This is a genomic window from Streptomyces natalensis ATCC 27448, assembly GCF_000935125.1.
In the GTDB taxonomy this organism is placed as follows: Bacteria; Actinomycetota; Actinomycetes; order Streptomycetales; family Streptomycetaceae; genus Streptomyces; species Streptomyces natalensis.
Map to the genome: position 1 here is coordinate 35,389 of NZ_JRKI01000026.1, position 19,393 is coordinate 54,781.

The following is a 19,393-nucleotide window of genomic DNA, read 5'->3' on the forward strand; positions in this document are numbered from 1 at the left end:
CGGGGTGGTTGCCAGCAGTGAACGACAGGTTCAGCATCGACGGACCTGGGCCGTCCGCGCGGCGCGCCTCTTTGACGGGCACGCATTGCGATCCGGGCGCCCACTTGTGCTCATCGATGGCTCGCGCATTGCAGGTGTCGACATGACCGGGGCGCATCCCTCTGCAGACCTGCACGTTCTGGACCTCGGTGACGCCACGCTGTTGCCCGGGCTGATCGACTCTCACGTGCACCTCGCCTTCGACCCCAACAGCAAGTCGAAGCAGGCGATGGCAGAAGAAGATGCCCACACAACCCTGGCTCGCATGCGCGTCCACGCCGGGCAACAGCTGCGGGCGGGTATCACCACCGTACGAGACCTCGGCGATCGTCATCATCTCGCCGTATCACTTCGTGACCGCTACACGGCCGGAACGGAGGTAGGACCGGAGATGCTCGCCGCAGGACCGCCCCTTACACGGTCTCGCGGGCACTGCTGGTTCTTGGGTGGCGAAGCCGACGGCATCACGGCCGTGCAGGCCGCAGTTAAGGAGCGCATCGCACACGGCGCCGACGTCATCAAGATCATGGCAACCGGCGGCGTGATCACTCCCGGATGGGGACCGCATCAGTCGCAGTACACACTCGACGAACTTGCAGCGGCAACGCGAACAGCCCATGCGCACGGCAGGCCAGTCACCGCGCATGCTCACGGTCCCCAGGGAATCGCTGACGCCGTCGCCGCCGGCGTCGACGGCATCGAACACGTCTCTTTCTTCACCGAAGACGGCATCGAACCCGACTGGAACACCATTGCGGCCCTAGTGCAGGCGGGCATCTTCGTCGGCGCCACCGAAGCATGGCTCCCGGAAGGCTCGATGATCGCGCCCCACATGGCCAGGCGAGTAGAGCAACGGAGCGAGAATTTCGCACGGATGCACCGTGAGGGAGCGAAGCTCGTCTGCTGCTCCGATGCCGGGGCCGGTCCCCGCAAACCCCACGGCGTGCTCCCCCACGGGATCATCCACTTCGCCTCTCTCGGCCTCACCAACACCGAAGCCCTGGCCTCGGCCACCACCCTCGCCTCACAATCATGCGGACTAGCCGATCGCAAAGGAAGAATCGCCGCAGGCTACGACGCCGACCTCATCGCAGTAATCGACAATCCCCTGCACCGCCTGGAAACTCTGCTCGACATCCAAACCGTGATCCGAGCGGGCCGCCTCATCCACCCCGACTAGTAGGGCTTTGTTAGGTGGTGTCGTAGGGCTGCCATGGGGTGGGCTGATGGCAGGTCGGGCAGGTGCCGGTCCAGGTGGCCAGGAGGTATTGGAGGAGGTCCAGGGCCTGGTAGAGGGTCAGGCCCTGGCAGGGGCTTTTGGGTTCCTCCGTTGTTCGGTCAGGAACAGGTGGGCGGCGGTGACCAGGGCGACGTGGCGGTGCCAGCCGGTGAACGAGCGGCCCTCGAAATGGTCCAGGCCCAGGGCGGTTTTCAGCTCTCGGTAGTCGTGCTCGATGCGCCACCGTAACTTCGCGATGCGGACGAGGTCGCGGGCGGGGATATCGGCTGGCAGGTTCGAGATCCAGTACTGGACAGGCTCGTTTGCGTCCTCGGGCCACTGGGCGATCAGCCAGCTCAGCGGGATCGTGCCGTCCGCGGCAGGCTTTGGCCGACGCCCGGCAAGACGGACCCGCACCAGCACGAAGTGCGAGCTCATCGCAGCTTTGGAACCCCTGCGCCAGGTCAGGGTCCGTCCCTGGCTCCGCCCTGCGGCCAGCACGTGGTCACGCAAGGACACCGGGCGGGTGCGGTTACGCGGAAGGGGCCTGGGCCCCAGTCCGCTGTATGCAGGCTGGTGGGGTTCGGCGGCCTCACCGTGGGCGGTCATCTCGGCCTTGGCTTGCAGGACGTAGGCCGGGCCGCGCTCTTCCAGACCGCGGCGGAACTCGGCGTTGGCGCCGTATCCGGTGTCCGCGACCAGCACGGCGAGCTCAGGCCGGTTCCGGCAAGTTCATCGAGCATCTCCAGGGCAAGCTGCCACTTGGGGCGGTGGTGTTCGTCGTCGGGGATGCGACAGCGGTTCCTGCGGCCGACCGCCTCGGGCACATCCCAGCTCTCGGGCAGGAACAGTCGCCAGGACACGGGACAAGAGGCGGTGTCGGAGGCGGCGTGGACACTGACTCCGATCTGGCAGTTGCCGACCTTGCCCAGCGTGCCGGAGTACTGCCGGGCCACACCGGGCGAGGAGATGCCGTCCTTGGAAAATCCGGTGTCGTCCACCACCCAGACCTGAGGACGGACCACCCGCACGGCCCGCCATGCCAGCCGGGCTCGTAGCGCATCGGAGGGCCAGGTGGAGGAGGTGATGAACTGCTGGAGCTGCTGGTGGTCCTCCCCAAGGCGCTCAGCCATCGGCTGCATCGACTTGCGTCGGCCGTCCAGCAGCAGCCCCCGCAGATACAGGGCGCCCTTCTCACGCTGATCCCGCCGCACCAGCGGCGCGAACACCTCCCCAGCAAACTCCTCCAACCGGCCCCGACACTCAGCAAGTTCCCCAGCCCTCATACAACCAGCGAACTACCACACACCCACCGTGACAAGACCACGTAACAAAGCACTACTAGCTCGAACGCCAAAACGGACGGCGTGTACCTACAGGGTGCGCGACGAGCACACGACGTGCACCTGCATGCGTTTGTCCCATGAAACTCGCCCGCGTTTCGGCAGAGGGGGCTATGCCCGCTCTGCCGACAGGCGCTGATTGACGGAGCCGAATACGAACCGGACAGCCCACGCGAGTGGATGGACTGGTTCGCGGCATCGAAGAAAGTGCTCAACAAGCACCACTTCGTTTACCGCAGAGACGGCGGCACGGATCAAAGGACCAACCTCCGCCTGGTACACGCCGACTGCCACCGCCAGCACCATGCGGGTGACAGCAAGCGGACTCCCGAGTAGCCCGTCCGGGTGATGCCCTCGTGGCTTGCTTGAGCCGGATGTGGCCCGACAGACCCTCTGACACCCGACACGGACGCTCGTCCAGACGACGGGTGTCAGAGGGCGGCTCAGGCCTTCCTGGCGGCCATGTCCGTCGGCGCCTGGGTGTCCTCGCTCGCCGGCACGGCGTCCCGGGTGGTGCACAGGATCGGTGCGGCCAGCAGCAGTACGCCGACGCCGAGGATTCCGACGCCGTACCACCCGCCCACGTTCCAGATCTGGGATCCGACCAGGGAGCCCGTCGCGATGCCGATGAATCGCGTGGTGAAGTAGAGGGTGTTGAGCCTGCTGTGCTGAGCCGGGTCCAGTTTGAACAGCATGGCCTGATTGACCACCTGGTTGCCCCAGACGCCGACATCGAGGAGTACGACGCCGAGCACCAGCAGGGCCAGCCAGTTCTTTCCCCCGGCCAGCGCGGCCCAGCCGGCCAGTGAAACGATCAGCAACATCGTCTGCGTGTACCTGCCGCCCTTGCGGTCCGCCAGCCGCCCGGCTCGCGGCGACCCCAGTGCGCTCGCCGCGGCAACCAGGCCGAACAGTCCGGCGATGCCGGGACCGTAGCCGTAGGAGTCCTGAAGGACGAAGGCGAGCGTCGTCCAGAAGGCGCCGAAGGAGATGCCGACCAGCGCACCGGACAGACATACCCGGCGTACCAAGGCGTGGTCGGCGAGCAGCTTCGGCAGACTGCCCAGCAACTCCCGGTACGGCATGGCGGAGGCGCCGGTGATGCCCTTGGGCAGCGCGAAGAACAGCAGGGCGACCAGCATCACCATCAGCGCGACCGAGCAGCCGTAGACCCAGCGCCAGCCCACCAGGTCGGCGAGCGCGCCCGCGTAGGCGCGGGAGGCCAGCAGGCCGACCAGCAGACCGCCTTGCAAGACGCCCACGGTCCGCCCCTTGGCGCGCTCGCCGGAGAGCGCCACTGCCAGCGGGATGACGATCTGCGGGATCGGTGTGAGCGCCCCGAGGAGGAAGCTGACCACGGTGAGCACGGCGAGATCAGGCGCCACTGCTGCGGCCGCCAGCGCCACCGTGGTCGCCGTGCCGAGCGTCAGGATCAACTTCCTGCGGTCCCGGGTGTCGCCGAGGGGCACCAACAGCAGGATGCCGAGCGCGTAGCCGAACTGGGTCGCTGTGGGAACCGACCCCATGGCCCCTTCGGAGACGCCGAAGGAGTGCGCCATGTCGGTGAGGACCGGTTGGTTGATGTAGATGTTGGACGAGGAGATCGCGCAGGCCAGGGTGAGCGTGACGGTCAACGCCCGCCCGAGACCGTTGCCAGCGGAGGTGCCTTTCGCCAGGCCGGCCGCGGCCGTCATGCCAGGATCCCGGCGTCTACCACGGCGTCCCGCAGGAGCTTGCGCGCCCCGCGGGCCGTGCTGTCATCACCCACACAAAAGGCGCGCACCAGCGTCTCGATGACGGCCTCGGCGCGGAACAGCTCGAGACCCTTGTCCTGAAATTCCGTCAGCTCTGCTGGCGTGGCATGCGTGTAGTAACGAGCCGCAGACTCCTGCTGGGGGACGCTCAGCAGCCGCTCACCCTCAGTCGTCTGTACAACCGCCTCGCGTATCAGGGCGGCACCCGAGCGGTGGTGTCGGAGCATGTTCTCCAGCACCGAACTGCGGTAGTCCAGCGGCTGGGTGACGCAGGAGAGAATGTTACCCGCGTCCCAGTCGGCGTTGATGTGATGCAGCGTGAACCCGGCGTGCTCTTCGGAGTTCGCCATGGCGCGGGCGTAGGTGAGCACTCCGCGGTAGGCGGGGAGAGCTCCGGGGTGGAGGTTCAGCAGTGCGGCGTGCTCGGCGGCTTCCGAGAAGTAGCGGATGATATCCGCCCCGAACTTCTGGTAGCAGCGCACCGAGAAGCCGAGCGTGACACCCTTGCGCACCAACTCTTCAATTAATGCGGGTGAGTTGATTTCTGACACACGCTCGCTCCTGATCCGGCCCGGCGCTGTCTGCGCGATGGCGAGCGGCGTCTGGTACGGCCCGACTGGGACGTTGGCGGCATCCAGGTAGGGGTAGAGCACGCCATTGGTGAGCTGGTGCTCAATGAAGTAGAGGTCGCGGCGTTCCCGCGGGGCCGATGAGGGGGGCTTCTGCCCGGTGTAGAAGAGGTGGATTCCCACGTCCTCACCGGCCAGGGAACGTATGGCCGCATTCACGGTGAGGTGGGACGTGACGTCGCTGCCGATGAAGAAGGCGATCTGCAAGGTCATGGAGCTGTCTTTCGTGGTGGTGCCGGGTGGGTCGTGCGCGCAGTCAGCGAGCTCAGGGAGTTGAGGCATAGGGACTTGGGCGTACAGGCTTCAGAACGTAGGGGCGTGCGGGCGTGTGGGTGCACGGCTTCGTGTGCTCACAAGCCGGTGCAAAATCGGGTCAGTCGAGGTCGCGCAACAGGGCGCGTGCGGTGGCTGCGGCGTTGGTGCGCAGGGTCTCCACGGAATGGGTGTAGAAGTGCACGCCTCGGGTGAGCGGCCCGACGAAGTACATGGGCATGCTCGCGGTGCCGTCGAGACCGATCACCTGGCCGGTGGCGAAGTCCACGTCGATCCCGCCGTGGCGGTGGGGACGCAGCCGGCCGGCGTGGAGGAGGTTGGAGATCAGCGGGTCGTCCAGCTCGGTGATGTCCGGCGAGGCGCCGGTCGCGTTCACGACATAGTCGGCCGTGATCTCGTGCTCCCGCCCGTCGGCGACATAGGTCAGGGTGTGACTCCTGCCGGATGCGCGGGTGACCGACCGGAATCCGGTGTGCGCGTGCAACTGCCCTTCGCGGACCATCCGCCAGATCTTCTCGGCGTTGGGCAGCGGCATGCTGTGCCGGTACATCGCCCAGAGCGAAGCGTAGCGTGCCAGGAAGACGTCCTTGGAGGAGTCGTCCATCCGGTTCCACAGGTAGGGGGCCAGGTGCCCGGTGGCGTCCAGTGCCGCGTACCAGCGGTTGCGCCCCTCGGCGGCTTCCCGGATGTCTTCGGGCAGGGTGTCGGCCACGGGCCGATGTGCGGATCCGAGCACCGCTGCCCAGTCCACGGCAGTTCCGGTCGCCAGCTCGACCTCCTGCCGGTAGAGCGCGGCGATCTCGGCCAACGCCGCCTGCCGCGTGCCGTGTTCGGTCAGCTTCTCGACGCGCTCCCGGGTGACGTATTGCAGCTCCCAGGGCGAGGGCGGTCCCTGCACCTTCGGCAGGGACCGCAGCCGGGAAACACAGTGAATTTCTCCGCGGTGCCCCAAGGCGTCCAGCATGACCAGCACATCGACGGCCGTCAGGCTGGATCCGATAACTGCTACCGACCTCGACTGGTGTATACCGGCAATGGCTTCGTATTGCCACGCGGAGGAAATGTAGCCCGGCGTGTCGGTGAGTTGAGGGAACCTGTTTCCCGCAATATCACCGGAGCACAATACGGCCGCATCACAGGGATACATCACGTCCCCGCACTGGACGAGCGCCTTTCCGGACCCGGGAAGGCAGTCGGTGACCTCGGCGGTCACGAACTCCACTTCTACGCCTTGCCGCTGGGCTCCTTCCACGGCATTCAGCAACTGCTCCCGCAGATACCGGCCGTATCGGGACCGCGGTACGTACGCATCTCCCGAGACCGCGCCACCATCCTCCCTGAACTGCACGTTCATCCAGTCACAGAAGTGCTCCGGACGATCAGCGTACATACTCATGGTAGATGCACGCATGTTAAGGATGTGACAATCATGAAGCGTGCCATAGGCTGGCCCGCGGGCTAAGTCGCCATCGCGATCAAAGACCTGGATCCTTAACCTCCCCTTGATGTCGACATCGCCCGCCTGCTCGATGAGCTGAATGGTGGTGAGAATACCGCTGGCTCCCGACCCCACGACGGCCACGACCCTTGCTGGGGCTCCGGAACTTCCCGTGTTCACATGCATTCCATGAGGCTAACAAGCAAGATCATCGTTGCCCATCCCGCAAAATCCAGCCACCGTGCGGACCTCTAAGACATGCGAACAAGGCTACGGAAATCGCCCTCCGAGCCGGTCCTGAGGGTTGGTTCAAGACACTCCGCCGAAGACAGGTTTCAGGGGCACACAGCCCGTGCATTACTCTCGGCCGATTTACGGGCGCGTGTTACGTGCCAGGCAACGACATGCAAGCTCCGTCCGAGGGCCTGTTCCCGTGCCTGCGGCTTGACGGTCTCGCCGGGCCATAACCGACCGAGGAGGTAAAACCCCTTACCGCTGTAACAGGGGCGCCTCACAGATGCAGGCTGCTTCCAGCTCTGGGATCGTTGTCCGTGGTACAGGGACCGAGGGGAATCGAAGCCGTCCCGGCTGCGTGCCCTCCCAGCCCCCGGCCGGTGAGTGAGAATCGGATTCGTGGGGAGGCGCGCCGCATGCTCATGAGGGGCGTCCGTCGGGGTGGTTGTTGATCCAGGAAAGGCCGCCCAGGTCGAGGTGTTGGCGGGCGCGGGTGATGGCGACGTAGGCCAGGCGGGCCTCGTCGTCGTCGATGGGGCCGGGGATCGGGCGGCCGGTCTCGTCGTGCTCTTCGCTGTCTTCGGGTGTTGTCATTTCTCACAAAATGTCGCATCTACGCAGCAGTGAGTGTCGTAATAAATCCCCTACGACTGCAGCTCAGTTGACTGATCAGGAAGACATTTCCATGAGAGTTCATTGCGACATCGGAGTGCGAGTTAGCAACGACATCCGGGCCGCGCTGCGCCGCCAGTTCTTCAGCCCGGAGAGCGCCGCCAAGACCGTCGCCGGTCTGAAGAAGGCCGCCGACGGCAAACCCGTCCCGCGCAGCTCCGCGACGCCGGACCAAGTCCCGGGCCCGCGCCGCTTCGCCGCATCCGACGAACAACTGCCGGACGACAACGGCTCCGCCGTCTTCTGGTCCGTCGTCTGCGGCGACACCGCGGCCTGGCCACGCGATCCCGACCAGTACCGGCGTGACGCGATCCGGGACAAGGCCAGGTACCCGCTGTACGGCGATTTCGGCTCCAACATCACACCCTGCGCCTTCTGGAACAAAGCCGGCCGAGCCGGTCACGGCCGTGCACAACAACGTCGGCCTGCTCACCGTCCAGAACCAGTGGGACTCCCAGACGCCTCTGACCAGCGGTCTGGGCATGCATCGCGCCCTGAAGGGGTCGCGCATGGTGTACGTCGCCGGCGGTGAAGGACACGGTGTCTACTCCGGTGACCCGCGCGCCTGCGCCAACCGGGCGGTCAACGCCTACCTGAGCACCAGACAACTCCCGGCGCGGGACCTCACCTGCAAGCCGTCCGCACACCACAACGCCGGCCCCCGCAAGGGCGTCGCGCCGATCCCGCGCCCCGTACCGGGAGCGCCCAGCTTCTGACCTCGTCGCTCACCGAGCCACCCACGCATGGGGGCTGGCTGTGTCCATGGCCAGACCCCATGCGTGATGCGTGCTTTGGTGGGCCTACGTGCCGCGCGGGGTTGCCAGGCAAGTACAAGTAGACGCACTAGGGGGACGGTGAACGCACGAACCGCCACCTGGTCGCGTATCCGGAGGTCCGTGCACCCGCCTCACCTTCCGTACCCCGTCACGCGCCATCCCGTCATGCCGTCATGCCGTCATGCCGTCATGCCGTCCTGCCGTCCTGCCCTCATCGCGCCATCGCATCGTCCGCGACGTGGACCGGGGCGCCGGAGGGGACTTGCGATGCGACCGGTGCCCGGACGCCGAACAGCGGCGTACCGAACCTGGCGTTGAAGGCACGGCTGCGGAGCGCTGTCAGCGCCACCATCGCACCCAGGAGGGCGAAGGAGTGGATCCTGCCGACCACCGGTGCCAGGTCGACGGGAAGCTCCAGCGCCCACACCACACTCAGCGCGGCATCGAGCAGCTGGGCACCGCCCCACAGGGCGGTCAGTCCGCGCAACGCCGCCCGGAATTCGGGCAGTTCGCGCCAGACACGCTCAGCAGACTGGGCACCGTCTGGCCCACGCAGCCGACACCCGATGTGATACGCAAACGGCCGGGCCGCGAACAGGGTGCCCCCAATCCACAGCCCCAGAACAGCAGGGATGGCCGCGTCCTTCAGCAGCATCACCCGTGGACTGCCGCTGCTCGCTGACAGCCCCGCCGACACCGCCAACAGCACGACCACCAGCACGTCGAAGAACTCCACCCGCCGCCGCACCAAGGCCGTTGCGAGTGCGTGCACCGCCGGTACCGCACCGCTCAGCAACAGGGCCTGCCACTGCGCGACATCCCGCGCCCGAAGCACGTAATACACGACCAGCGGCAGGAAAAGGTTCATGCTCAGCGACAGGCCCAGGGCGCGCCACCGCTCCGCCTGACGTCTCTGCACGGTTTCCACGACAGCCTCCAGCGGTCCGGCACCGGACGCTCCGGCACTTCGGTGACCTGCATCGACGCTAGAAGCCGGGTGGGTGGAAAAGCATCGTCCCCCGGGTCGGCCCCACCCGGTCGGCCCTCCACCCGCCCACTCCACCACTGGGTGGAACGAGCGGCCGGCACCCGCGCGGCGAACAGCCCGCCGTCCAGGGCTGATGGCTCTCTGTGACCATCCCCACCACCTGCTCAGTTGTGCCCGGCCCCTTGACCGCGAACACCCGTGGGAGGACTGCCCTCCTCCTGATAAAGGAGCTCCCAGCGCAGTGGCCGCAATTGCCGCGTGATCTCGCCGGTGTCGTGCTCGACGCGTTCCAGCACCGACCACACATCATTGGTCGGAGTCACATTCCAGCTCGGGTCCAGCACCTGATCAGGATCCCAGCGCGTGACGTCGAACGGGCCGACCAGATCCTGCGGACCGCCGGGGGGGGGACGTAACGGCCACACGTATCCCCACCCTGCCACGCCGCGAGCCATCGGCCGGCGCCTGTGCCTCTGCCTGCCGTACGGGGCGCCGCACCGCACGGCAGCTGACGCCCGCAGCCTCCCCGGGCGGCAGGCACGAAGACCAGTCGGGCAGCAGCTGGGCGCGGTCGCGGCTGTCGGCTGTGACGATGCGGACCTGGGCCGCGCTCGTGAGGTGTTGTGGCTGGGCAGCGTCCGGATCTGAGTACGAGGGCTCATGTGCGGGGACCGGCGCTGGGGTTGAGTGGTGTACATGTCCGACCACATGCCGTTCGGCGGGATGCCGGCCACCCCCCTGCCGACCCGTAGCTCACCCGGCAACGGGGACGGCGATTCCGACCCGAACGCGTGGATCGCGCCGCTCGCCTCGACCGCCGTCACCGGGATCACCGGGTTCTTCGCCGTCATCGTGGGCATGATGTCGCCGATGGTCTGCGACTCGTGCTCCAGCGCCGAGGCGGACCGCTTCGGGGCTCTCTTCCTCGGCTACTTCTGCGGGCTGCTCGTCCCCGTCGCCCTCTTGCTCGCCAGCTGGATCCTGCCCTGGCGCAGGAAGCACGCCGCCAACCGCATCGCCCTCGCGGCACTCGCCCCGTGCTCTGTTGTCGCGCTCGTGGTGCTCTACTACATGCTGATCAGTAGCGTGAAGGGGTAGGGGATGACCGAACCGATCAGCGACGACGGCCACACCTTCCGGCGCGAGACCGAGCGCGTCGTCAACGAGATCGCCCAAGGGCTCCACACGTTGGACGCTGGTGTCTGCGGACGGCCGTACGGGGGTGGCGTGGTCTGGTGTGAAGCCCACGGCAAAAGGCACCTGCGGACATGCATGGCACAACCTGCCAGCAGCAACCGAGCAGCCGTATCATCGGCCATTCCGGCTCTCCACAGCTCCGGAATGGCCCGCGGCTTCGACGTATCCGGTTCGTCCGACGAGATGACAGCCCACTCATGAAGGGCCGGCACTCGGCGGCCGGAGCACCGCGGCCACGGCCGTCCGCACCCACCCGTCCGGCGCTCCTGGATGACGGGGACGGCGGGGACGGCGGGGACGGGCCTGGTGCCCACAAGGACGACGCGGGTCGCGGAGGCTTTCTGAAGAAGCTGGCCCTGTGGACCGGACTCGCCCTCTGCATCGCCTTCATCGCCTGGGCCGCCTGGGGATTCATCCAGTTCGACCACGCCGTCGAGCATCCCCGCGAAGGCGGCTTCTCCGGCTGGCAGTGCGACGCCGGCCGCGACTGCGGTTCCTGACAACGCGACGCGCCCAGTCCCACGCCACGAAGAACGCCTCGATGCCGGTGGTGTGCCGCTCGTAGCAGCGGGCGAGGAGACCTGGCCCGCTGCGCCCACTGCTTCCTGGCGGACCGGCCCGCCCGTCGTGTCCGTCCTCAGTTGACCTCCCGCACTCTCGCCGCGGTTCGCCCGGCGAGCTCGCGGATGCCGTTCGCGGTGTTCTCCGAGAGCTCGCCGAGTATGGCGTCGGCGGCTGTGAGGAGGGCACGGCTCTCCTCGGGGCGCCCCGCGTCGGCAAGGGCGAGGGTGAGCCGGTAGTGCTCCTCGGCGATGAAGCGGCCGAGGTTGACATGCTGCCAGTGACACAGTGAGTCGTCGCCCGGGGTGGCCAGGGCGTCGCGCACGGCGGCCAGGCTGCCCGCCGCCTGCGGCAGCCGGCCCGCCTCCCGCTCCAGGCGGGCCAGGGTGTGCCGGGCCGAGGCCCGGTCCCATGCCGTCTCCTGAAGGGCGGCGTACAGGCGCTGGGCGCGCAGTGCCTGGGGAAGGTCGCCGAGTTCCTCGAAGTCCTGGGCGAGCCCTCTCAACGGAGCCGTGGCCAGGGTGCGGGACGCCTCGGAGCGGCGGAGTCTGCTCTGGTCCATGAAGATGTTGTCGAGTTCGCGGATCAGTGTCACCCGCGCGAGGTCCGTCATCCCCTGGTCCCGCGCCAGGTCGGTCCAGGTGGAGACCGGTTCGTCCGACGGGTCCGTCCCGAACATCGACTCGTCGAGCGTCCGCGCCCACTGTTGCAACTCGTCCGCGCTTGCGCCCGGTTCCGGCATCCCGCCCAGGCCGCACGCCGTGTCGAAGTCCGTCTCCCGGACCTCAAGCAGCAGCGGCAGATCTCCGGTGTCCCCGCGCAGCCCCACCAGCACGGCCGCGAGCCGTAGTTCGTCCGTCATCGATGACCGTGTCTCGTGCCGCAGTAGATGCCGCAGCAGGTCCAGATCGCCCTCGGCGCGGTCGAACTGCGCGGCCCGCAGGGTGATCCGGCGCCGCACCGGGTCCTCGGCGACTTCACGCCATGCCGTGCGGTCGCCTTCCCGCAGCCAGGCGAGATCGGCGCGGCCCGCCGCGAGCACTGGCTCCCACAGCGGGGGACCGGGCGGGCCTATCCGGTCGTACGCGCATCCCTCATCCGCGTTGAGCAGTATGAATTCCGGCTCGGTGCGCAGCAGCGCGGCACGCAGCCTGCCGACCAGCTCGACCGGGGAGCGTTTCGGGAAGCCCAGTGCCGCACGGAGCTCGGCACGCTCCTCGTCGATTCCGTAGTACTCACGGATCTCGTCCTCGGTCTCCGCGACGCACGCCAGGATCTTCTCCTCGCCGTCGTCTGGCGACAGACGTGTGTAGTCGCGCCAGCCGGGCAGGCCGATCACGAGCTCCAGGGTCTCGTCGACACTGGAGCCGATGATCCCCGCGGCGCCCTCCGAGTCGGCGTAGAGCACCGAGCCGTCCGCGCACACGAAGTACGTACCGCCGGTATCGTCCCCGGCTATTGTCTCCAGCGGCCCGCCCGAGGCGAGGTGGACCTCCTCGACATGGCCGTGGGCGGCGCGGTCCAGGTCGAAGTCGAAGGGGAAGGCGGCCAGTTCGGCCAGGCGGCGGTCCTGCCGCAGCAGCCGTAGCGCGTGATCGGTCATGTCACAGAAAGTAACACCGAGCACTGACAACGAACTCGCGGCCTCTGTAGGAGGCCGTGCGGATAGGGGTGCGGTCATGGTCGGCGGTTCGTGCGTTCGCATGTTCGTGCGTTCGTGCGTTCGCCCCAGCGGTGGGGCGTCCATGCCAGCCGGATCAGGCTACGCACGGTGGAGATCGTGGGAGATCGTGTCGGCGAGGTCGAAGAATGCGTCGATGACCTGGAGAAGGCAGCGCCCCCGCTTCAGTGATCCACTCGCGTTCCCGCACTTCACACCCGGGGACCACGGAAACCAACAACTGACCGATACGCGACTCCCGTTTCAGACCTCCAGCACCTCGGAATCGAGTCATCTGCACGCCTGCTTCGTCCCACCACACCCCCTTCGCCGACTGGCTTCGCGGCCATGCCGTCCCGCTCACCCACCTCGACCGAGAGGCGCCGCTCGATGACCTGGAGCCGCTGCGCGCCATCATCGGTGACGCCCGCGTCGTCGCGATCGGCGAAAGTTCCCACTTCATCAACGAGTTCGCCCTCATGCGCGAGCGCATCCTGCGGTATCTGGTCGAACGCTGCGGCTTCACCGTCCTGGCCGTCCTGGCCGTCCTGGCCTTCGAATACGGCTTCAGCGAAGGCTTCAACCTTGACGCCTGGGCCCAGGGCGAGGGCACGGGCGCCGACCTGTCGGCCCACCTCGCCGCAGCGGTCCCCGTAGGACTCGACGAGCCCCTGCGCGGGCGTCCAGGCCCGATCCGGGGGACGCGGATGCGGCCGAGGACGACCGGGAACTGCGGGGAGTCCCCATGCTGCCCGGCGGTGACCACCAGCGGCATCGGCTTCTGAGCCTGCTCGACGGCCAGGTGGAGCTTGGTGGTCAGCCCGCCGCGGGAGCGTCCGAGCCCGTGATCGGCGGGCTCGTCGAAGACACGGCCGGGCGGTTCGACCTGTAGATCCCCCTTTTGCGGGCACCAGCCGCGTGCTGGTGGGCGCGGGCGATCGTCGAGTCCACGGAGACGTCCCAGGTGATCAGGCCCTTCGCATCGGTCCGGGCCTGAAGCTGCTCGAAGAGGCGGTGCCAGCTACCGTTCCGCTGCCAGCGGCGAAACAGCCCATACACCGTTTCCCAGGGGCCGTAGCGTGCGGGTAGATCTCGCCACGGTATGCCGGTCCGCGTCCGGAACCGTATGCCGTTGATCAGCTGCCGCTTGGTGTTGGTGTGCACCGGAGGACGGCCGGATTTGATGCCCCAAGGCATCAGCGGTTCCAGCACCGCCCACTGAGTACCTGTCAGGTCTCCTCGAGTCATGAGACGTGATCACCACATGACCTTGATCCACTTCTGAAGCACGCCCCAGCGCGTCCAACAATAGACGCCGAGGTCAGAGCCGGTTGCTCGCCGCCGTGAGCAGGAACCTCGCGAGGCTGGGACGAGCGCAGGGCTGATGACCCATCACTCGATTCCAAGGGGTCCGATGCCCAGGTCCTCACGCATGAGGCGACGCATCTGCGCCATGGCCTTGCGTCGTCGCTCTATCAGGGGCGCGTCGTCGGCGGAGCCGACAGCCACTCCACGGGCATAGGCATCGCGGATCGCGCGCAGGCAGTGGAACGCCTCGTTCCCCGCCTCCACGACCTGCGGCGGGCCCACGAGCCAGAGGCGTTCGCCCGCCGTGTAGATCCCGGTGCCACGCACGGCCTCCCGCACCGCCGCGTCGCGCGCCGACTCGGACATGTGGTCGCCCAGAGCGACGGCCCGTATCTCCTCACCCGCGGCTTTGAGGGCGGAAACATACTCCGTGTACACCTCGCGCCGTACTTCCAGTGCGTGCCTGGATTCCTCCCGCCGCCACCGGTTGCGATCGGCGATCAGAGTGGCTGCAATGCCGATGACGGCACCGGTCAGTGTGGAGAGCAAGGGCATCCAGTACATGTGCCGCAGCTTGTCCGAACTGAGGCGCCGGCACCAGTGGCTTTCGCTCCGGCCGCGAGCACCGTAGTGCCTGCCACGTTCTGCGCCGGTGTGTCGCGAGGCGGGTCGGCCGTGACCGGCGGGTCGTGCCGTCCCGGCGCCGCGGAAATTGCATCGAGGCCCCGTCAAGCGTTCGACGAGGATCTCCGCCATGTTTTCGCGCCCGGATGGGGCCGGGGCGCCCGCGCACGCGGGGCTGTGACCAGCACTTTCGAAACACGCCCCTAGCGCGCCACGCGGTAGCGGAGGTAGACGACACTTGAGCTGAAGGTGCGGGTCTCGACGAGCTCGAGATCCACCCGGCGTTCGCACTGGGGAAAGTACGGAATGCCACCGCCAACCAGCACCGGGTAGACCCTGACTCGGTACTCGTCGAGCAGACCCAACGCGGCCGCCTCGGCAGCGAGACTCGCGCCGCCGATCGCGATGTCACCCTCCCCGGGCTCGGCTCGCAACCGCTCGATCTCCTCTGCCAGGCCGCCGGAGGCCAGGCGGGCATTGCCCTGCACCGCCGACAGCGTGGTGGAGAACACCACCTTTGGGAGCGGCTTCCAGATCGCGGCCCACTCCAGCATTGAGTCGTCGAGCGATGGATCCTGGTCGGCGGTCTCCCAGTACAGCATCGTCTCGTACAGCCGTCGTCCCAACAGGTGGACGCCGACCCCTCGAATCTCGTCGGTGACGAAGCGAAAGATCTCCTCGTCGGGCGCCGTCCAGTTGAAGTCGCCGTCCGGCCCGACGATGTAGCCGTCAAGTGAGACGCCCATCGAATAGGTCACCCTGCGCATCAGAAGTCCTCCTCGGTAACGGGCTCGACAGTACGGCCGCCGGCCACCTCCGGCCTCATCGCGGCTCGCGAGGTCCCCTGGGCCGAGTCTCCTCACTAGATCACGGCGCGGGCGCTTAACAGCGTTGCGTACGTGTTCTCACCTCGGAGCGTCGAAGGCGAGTGGGGCGGCCGCGGGCGATAGACGGAGAAGGTGACGCGTAGTCACGCAAAACGATGGCGAGGGCAGGAAGATGCGTGGCCATATCAGTCGCGGCCGCGTATCAGGGCGAGCACGCCGCTGCGGCGGCCGTGCACCGTCACGAGGGTCTGTGCCGTGCCCAGCAGAACGACCAGCCCGGACTCGGAGTCACGTTCCAACCGATCCGCCGCATCAGGCAGGTGTCGGGCTACGAGGAGCCGTGCGATGCCTTCCCAGGTATAGCCGTTCCCCTCTCGACCCGCAGCCCGGCGCTCCAGCCCGGTCGGCCCTCCACCCGCCCACTCCACCGCTGGGTGGAGCGAGCGGCCGGCACCCGCGAGGCGAACAGTCCGCCGACCAGGGGCTGATGGCGCTCTGTGAACTTCCCCACCGCCTGCTCAGTAGTGCCCTGGACCTGGACGCCTTGGTTCCGCACCTTGAGCGGTCCGGCTTGCCGACGAGCGCACCTGGTAATGCGGTTGCCGGCCGGCACGCGCTTTGGCAGGCTGCCGGGCGTGATCGCTGCTGAGAGGCCGAGCTGCCTGATCGTGACGGGGATGCCCGGGGCGGGGAAGTCGACGGTGACCAGACTGGTCGCCGAGCGTCTGCCACGCTCCGCCCGGCTTGACGGTGACCAGATCAGCAGGCTCGTCGTCAGCGGTCGGGTCGGAGCCCTGGGCGAGCCTGTCGACGAAGCAGCGCGGCAGGTGGGCCTGTGCAACCGCAACCTGTGCATGCTGGCGAACAGCTTCTCCGATGCCGGCTTCACGCCCGTGATCGACTGGGTGATCCCCGACCGCGAGCAGTTGGACTTCTTCGTGAGCCTCCTGTCGACTCGGCACGTCTTGTTCGTCGTCCTCGCACCGGGCATTGAGACATGCCAGTACCGCAACACCATCAGGGATCCTCGCGAACGGTTCGACTTCGACGGCTATGAAGTCCTCGACGCCGACATGAAGCGTGAACTCGGCGACGTCGGCTGGTGGTTCGACACCGCGGCCCTCACTCCCGACGAAACCACCGATCAGCTCATCCGCGAAGCCCGCCATCGAGCCTTGGTGAACTGACCGACGTCCGGCTCAACTCACACAGGGCCACCACGGCCTACGACAGCCGACGGGTCGGCCGTCAAGCTTGCGGCCCCTGGGCCTTGCGTCCCCGGCCGTGGCCACCGCCGGGGACGCACTGTACGACCACACTGGTGGACCCGTTACCGCCCCGGGCCCGTCTCTCACACCCTCATCAGCCAGTTCCTGCGGACTGCTCGACCCCGACCTCGACCTCGACCTCGACCTCGGTCCCAGTCTCGCGCCGCACCTCGGTCTGCCGAGCGAGGCTGTTGGCTCGTAGTGCAGTAAGCATCCCGAGGGCGGAGACAGCGGTGAAGCCGAGCAGGAGGTAGCGCGCGGAGGTAAGCGCCGAAGGGCCGCCCAGATTGACCAGGAGGCCGGCGACCGCCGCGCCGAACGCTGTCGACATCGTGAGCACGGTTGCGACCGCCGCGGCGGCCTTCTCTCCCTCCTCCTTGTTCGGCGTGCTGCTCATCGCAGCAACGGACAGATGGGGCATGGCCAGGCCGATGCCCGTACCGGCGAGAAGAAGAACCGGCAGCCAGGCAATGACCAGAAGCAGCGGTGCATCGCGGCGCTGCAGCAGAGCGAGCACGGCGAACCCCGCCGCAAGGAGTCCGGGACCGGCCACCCGGAGCCGTCGAACCGTCCGCTGCCGACGTACCGAGGAACTCGCGACCTGGCTCACCGACCAGCCGAGCGACAAGGCCGCTCCGAAGAACCCGGCAGCGACCGGCGGCAGTCCGCCCAGGCGCTGGCCGAACAACGGCAGGAACGTCTCCACGGCGACGCCGGCCGCGAGGAACACGATGGTCAGGTAGACCCACCGCAGTGCTGAGCCGGCCTCGTAGGTCGCGCGCGGTAGGACTCGGACCTGGCCCCGTTTCTCCGTCACCACGAAGGCCATGACCAACGCCAGTGCCAGCGCGATGGACACCGCCATCATGACCTCGTTCGAGAGGATTCCGGCGACGCTCACGGCACCTGCGGCCCCGATGACCAGCGTCAACGAGCCCAGCGGTACCGGAACCGCCCCCGCCGCGGACCTGCCGCTGCCAGGCAGCACTCGGGGGACGAGGGCCGCCATCGCCCCCGAGACGACAGCCAACACGACGAACGCCGTCCGCCAGGACCCGAACTGGGCGAAGAGACCGCCCAGAGTCGGACCGACGAAGTTGCCCAGGCCGAACATGGCGGAGATCAACGCGCTGCCCCGTACCCACAGTTGGCGCGGCAGTGCCGAATAGATCAGGGCGAACCCCAGACCGGTCAACAAGCCCGCCCCAAGTCCCTGCGCGCCACGGCCGACCAGCAGCACCGGCATGGTCGGACCGACCGCGCAGACAACCGACCCGACGGCGAAGACACCGAAGCCGATGAGGTAGGAACCGATGTTGCCGCGCCTGGCAAGAGTTCGGCTCACGAGCATGGTCGCGACAACTTGTGCGGTCAGGAAAACGGTCATGTTCCATGCGTAGAGGCGTCCACCGCCAATGTCCGCGACCGCCGTCGGCAGCAGGCTCGCGGCCAGATAGATATTGACGGCGCCGACGAGTACGCCCCCGGCCAGCACCACGACGGTGCCTAAATGGCAGCCGAGTTCCCGCCACGAACCGACGCTCTGGCTGTCGTCCACTTGCGAACTCCATCCCTGGGTTACGTCCTGTGGGTTACTTCCTGCGGGTTACTTCCTGCCAGGCATCGTGGCGGAGCGCGGGGACCCGGTAATCCGGCAAAACGGACGAGATCTATCTCACATTCGGGAGTGGGGTGGCGTCTCGTACCCCGGACGGGGGTCGCGCCGGGAACGCGAGGCGGCACGGCGGTGGATGGACGAACTGGGGCCCGTCTTCAACATTCACCCGATGGCGGATCAGGCAAGTCGGCGCCCAACAACAGGAGCTGACGCTGAAAGACCCGGGCGGATTGTTGCCCCCCAAACCCCCACTCGCACGTGGGCCGCTTGCCTTTGTAGGCGTCGCCGCATCCGTTGACGACGGCGACATCCGGCCCGAGGAAGCGGATGTCGAGAACTTCGTCCGCGGGCTTGGTTCCCGGTTGAGGAACCCTGTGAACAGCGAGCGGTGGCTGTCGACCATGTCCTGACGCCCTTGGGAGAGGGTGCCGATGAAGGTGGTGTAGGTGGCGTCCGCAGTGAACAACTGGCTGTACGCCTCGACATCGTGCCGCCCCCAAGCGGCGACAAGCTCGTTCAATAGCGAGGTGACCGCAACGCGCCGCGGGCCCCAAGGACCGCAGACGCGTGATCGTCGAGCCCGTGCCCGACGCACTCGACCGCATCGAGAAGTCGTGTCCCCGGCCCGCCGTCACATCGCCGAGATCCTGGCGCGCGACACCGCCGAGCAGCGCGCCCTGCTCTTCGACTACTTCGGGCACGCCGCGCCCGCGTTCCGCGCAGCCACCGAGGAGATCCGCAAGACCCCGACGCCCGGCCGCACAAGAACCACCCGGGGCAGGAGCAACCGGTGACCACAGACGCTGCGGGGCCGGGCTCACGTTCACAGAGCCGTGCATGCGGCGGCGCCGGAGGTGTCGAGGCACGGTTTCACAGCTGCCTGCCCACACCTGGGCTGAGCCCCTCCAACTCAAGCAGTCATCCGCCAAGGGAGACGCTCAGTCACCTCACTGTCCCGTATCGTC

General features: G+C 67.5%; 21 protein-coding genes and 2 pseudogenes. 10 read left to right on the forward strand and 13 right to left on the reverse strand.

Going from position 1 to position 19,393, the window contains the following annotated elements:
• The first annotated feature begins 4 nt into the window (after positions 1–4).
• Positions 5–1,219 (forward strand): metal-dependent hydrolase family protein, encoded by a 1,215-nt coding sequence (locus SNA_RS15930; RefSeq protein WP_198535047.1) that lies wholly within the window; start codon positions 5–7, stop codon positions 1,217–1,219.
• A gap of 117 nt (positions 1,220–1,336) precedes the next feature.
• Here the strand turns inward: SNA_RS15930 and SNA_RS15935 are convergent.
• A pseudogene (locus SNA_RS15935) lies at positions 1,337–2,544 on the reverse strand (IS701 family transposase).
• Between the two features lie 237 nt (positions 2,545–2,781).
• On the opposite strand from SNA_RS15935, the gene SNA_RS43875 reads away from it, so the two are divergent.
• Positions 2,782–2,937, forward strand: a complete 156-nt coding sequence (locus tag SNA_RS43875; protein WP_241779685.1) for an HNH endonuclease — start codon at positions 2,782–2,784, stop codon at positions 2,935–2,937.
• Positions 2,938–3,044: 107 nt separating this feature from the next.
• Here SNA_RS43875 and SNA_RS15940 read toward each other — a convergent pair whose 3' ends face one another.
• The 4 genes and pseudogenes from SNA_RS15940 to SNA_RS41265 all read right to left on the reverse strand — a co-directional run.
• Positions 3,045–4,295: an MFS transporter gene (locus tag SNA_RS15940; protein ID WP_078969942.1), complete on the reverse strand. Its 1,251-nt coding sequence runs from the start codon at positions 4,293–4,295 to the stop codon at positions 3,045–3,047.
• On the reverse strand, positions 4,292–5,197 hold the full coding sequence (locus tag SNA_RS15945; protein WP_030063134.1) for a formyltransferase family protein: 906 nt from the start codon (positions 5,195–5,197) through the stop codon (positions 4,292–4,294). The genes SNA_RS15940 and SNA_RS15945 overlap by 4 nt, the downstream gene beginning before the upstream one ends.
• Before the next feature lie 160 nt (positions 5,198–5,357).
• The gene (locus tag SNA_RS39630; RefSeq protein WP_078969944.1) at positions 5,358–6,881 is read right to left on the reverse strand and encodes an FAD/NAD(P)-binding protein; all 1,524 of its coding nucleotides are present in this window, start codon (positions 6,879–6,881) and stop codon (positions 5,358–5,360) included.
• A 468-nt stretch (positions 6,882–7,349) separates the two neighbouring features.
• Positions 7,350–7,508: pseudogene (locus SNA_RS41265) on the reverse strand (DNA helicase); the annotation flags it as partial.
• Positions 7,509–7,590: 82 nt separating this feature from the next.
• Between SNA_RS41265 and SNA_RS39635 the strand changes: the two are divergent.
• A complete protein-coding gene (locus SNA_RS39635) occupies positions 7,591–8,133 on the forward strand; it encodes a hypothetical protein (protein ID WP_338059809.1) in 543 nt (180 codons plus the stop codon).
• Positions 8,027–8,317, forward strand: a complete 291-nt coding sequence (locus tag SNA_RS45005) for an alpha/beta hydrolase (RefSeq protein WP_338059808.1) — start codon at positions 8,027–8,029, stop codon at positions 8,315–8,317. The genes SNA_RS39635 and SNA_RS45005 overlap by 107 nt, the downstream gene beginning before the upstream one ends.
• A gap of 271 nt (positions 8,318–8,588) precedes the next feature.
• Here the strand turns inward: SNA_RS45005 and SNA_RS15960 are convergent, their stop codons facing one another.
• Both SNA_RS15960 and SNA_RS42335 read right to left on the reverse strand, forming a co-directional pair.
• On the reverse strand, positions 8,589–9,305 hold the full coding sequence (locus tag SNA_RS15960; protein WP_241779686.1) for a VC0807 family protein: 717 nt from the start codon (positions 9,303–9,305) through the stop codon (positions 8,589–8,591).
• Between the two features lie 224 nt (positions 9,306–9,529).
• The gene (locus tag SNA_RS42335) at positions 9,530–9,790 is read right to left on the reverse strand and encodes an SOS response-associated peptidase family protein (protein ID WP_157879936.1); all 261 of its coding nucleotides are present in this window, start codon (positions 9,788–9,790) and stop codon (positions 9,530–9,532) included.
• A gap of 271 nt (positions 9,791–10,061) precedes the next feature.
• On the opposite strand from SNA_RS42335, the gene SNA_RS15965 reads away from it, so the two are divergent.
• From SNA_RS15965 to SNA_RS15970, 3 genes are read left to right on the forward strand one after another with little or no spacing between them, the layout of a single operon-like run.
• Positions 10,062–10,463 (forward strand): hypothetical protein, encoded by a 402-nt coding sequence (locus tag SNA_RS15965; protein WP_241779687.1) that lies wholly within the window; start codon positions 10,062–10,064, stop codon positions 10,461–10,463.
• Between the two features lie 3 nt (positions 10,464–10,466).
• Complete coding sequence (locus SNA_RS42340; RefSeq protein WP_157879937.1) at positions 10,467–10,763, forward strand: hypothetical protein; 297 nt, start codon at positions 10,467–10,469, stop codon at positions 10,761–10,763.
• Positions 10,760–11,062 (forward strand): hypothetical protein, encoded by a 303-nt coding sequence (locus SNA_RS15970; protein ID WP_030063138.1) that lies wholly within the window; start codon positions 10,760–10,762, stop codon positions 11,060–11,062. Before SNA_RS42340 ends, SNA_RS15970 begins: the two co-directional genes overlap by 4 nt.
• A gap of 137 nt (positions 11,063–11,199) precedes the next feature.
• Here SNA_RS15970 and SNA_RS15975 read toward each other — a convergent pair whose 3' ends face one another.
• On the reverse strand, positions 11,200–12,726 hold the full coding sequence (locus SNA_RS15975; RefSeq protein ID WP_044365552.1) for a hypothetical protein: 1,527 nt from the start codon (positions 12,724–12,726) through the stop codon (positions 11,200–11,202).
• Between the two features lie 536 nt (positions 12,727–13,262).
• On the opposite strand from SNA_RS15975, the gene SNA_RS43880 reads away from it, so the two are divergent.
• A complete protein-coding gene (locus SNA_RS43880) occupies positions 13,263–13,568 on the forward strand; it encodes a hypothetical protein (RefSeq protein WP_044365554.1) in 306 nt (101 codons plus the stop codon).
• Between the two features lie 31 nt (positions 13,569–13,599).
• Here the strand turns inward: SNA_RS43880 and SNA_RS15985 are convergent, their stop codons facing one another.
• From SNA_RS15985 to SNA_RS15995, 3 genes are all read right to left on the reverse strand, one after another.
• Positions 13,600–13,995: a transposase gene (locus tag SNA_RS15985; RefSeq protein ID WP_241779688.1), complete on the reverse strand. Its 396-nt coding sequence runs from the start codon at positions 13,993–13,995 to the stop codon at positions 13,600–13,602.
• Between the two features lie 180 nt (positions 13,996–14,175).
• A complete protein-coding gene (locus tag SNA_RS15990) occupies positions 14,176–14,655 on the reverse strand; it encodes a hypothetical protein (RefSeq protein ID WP_241779689.1) in 480 nt (159 codons plus the stop codon).
• 263 nt (positions 14,656–14,918) lie between these two features.
• Positions 14,919–15,482, reverse strand: a complete 564-nt coding sequence (locus SNA_RS15995) for a dihydrofolate reductase family protein (protein WP_030068711.1) — start codon at positions 15,480–15,482, stop codon at positions 14,919–14,921.
• A 695-nt stretch (positions 15,483–16,177) separates the two neighbouring features.
• Between SNA_RS15995 and SNA_RS16000 the strand changes: the two genes are divergently transcribed.
• Positions 16,178–16,729 carry an AAA family ATPase gene (locus tag SNA_RS16000; protein WP_030068710.1) on the forward strand — a complete coding sequence of 184 codons (552 nt, stop codon included), beginning with the start codon at positions 16,178–16,180 and terminating at the stop codon, positions 16,727–16,729.
• Between the two features lie 175 nt (positions 16,730–16,904).
• Here the strand turns inward: SNA_RS16000 and SNA_RS16005 are convergent, their stop codons facing one another.
• Positions 16,905–18,368 (reverse strand): MFS transporter, encoded by a 1,464-nt coding sequence (locus SNA_RS16005; RefSeq protein WP_198535048.1) that lies wholly within the window; start codon positions 18,366–18,368, stop codon positions 16,905–16,907.
• Positions 18,369–18,480: 112 nt separating this feature from the next.
• Positions 18,481–19,023, reverse strand: coding sequence for an SgcJ/EcaC family oxidoreductase (locus tag SNA_RS41930; RefSeq protein WP_241779690.1), 543 nt, complete (start codon positions 19,021–19,023; stop codon positions 18,481–18,483).
• Positions 19,024–19,042: 19 nt separating this feature from the next.
• On the opposite strand from SNA_RS41930, the gene SNA_RS16010 reads away from it, so the two are divergent.
• A complete protein-coding gene (locus tag SNA_RS16010; RefSeq protein ID WP_241779691.1) occupies positions 19,043–19,222 on the forward strand; it encodes a hypothetical protein in 180 nt (59 codons plus the stop codon).
• Positions 19,223–19,393 lie beyond the last annotated feature (171 nt).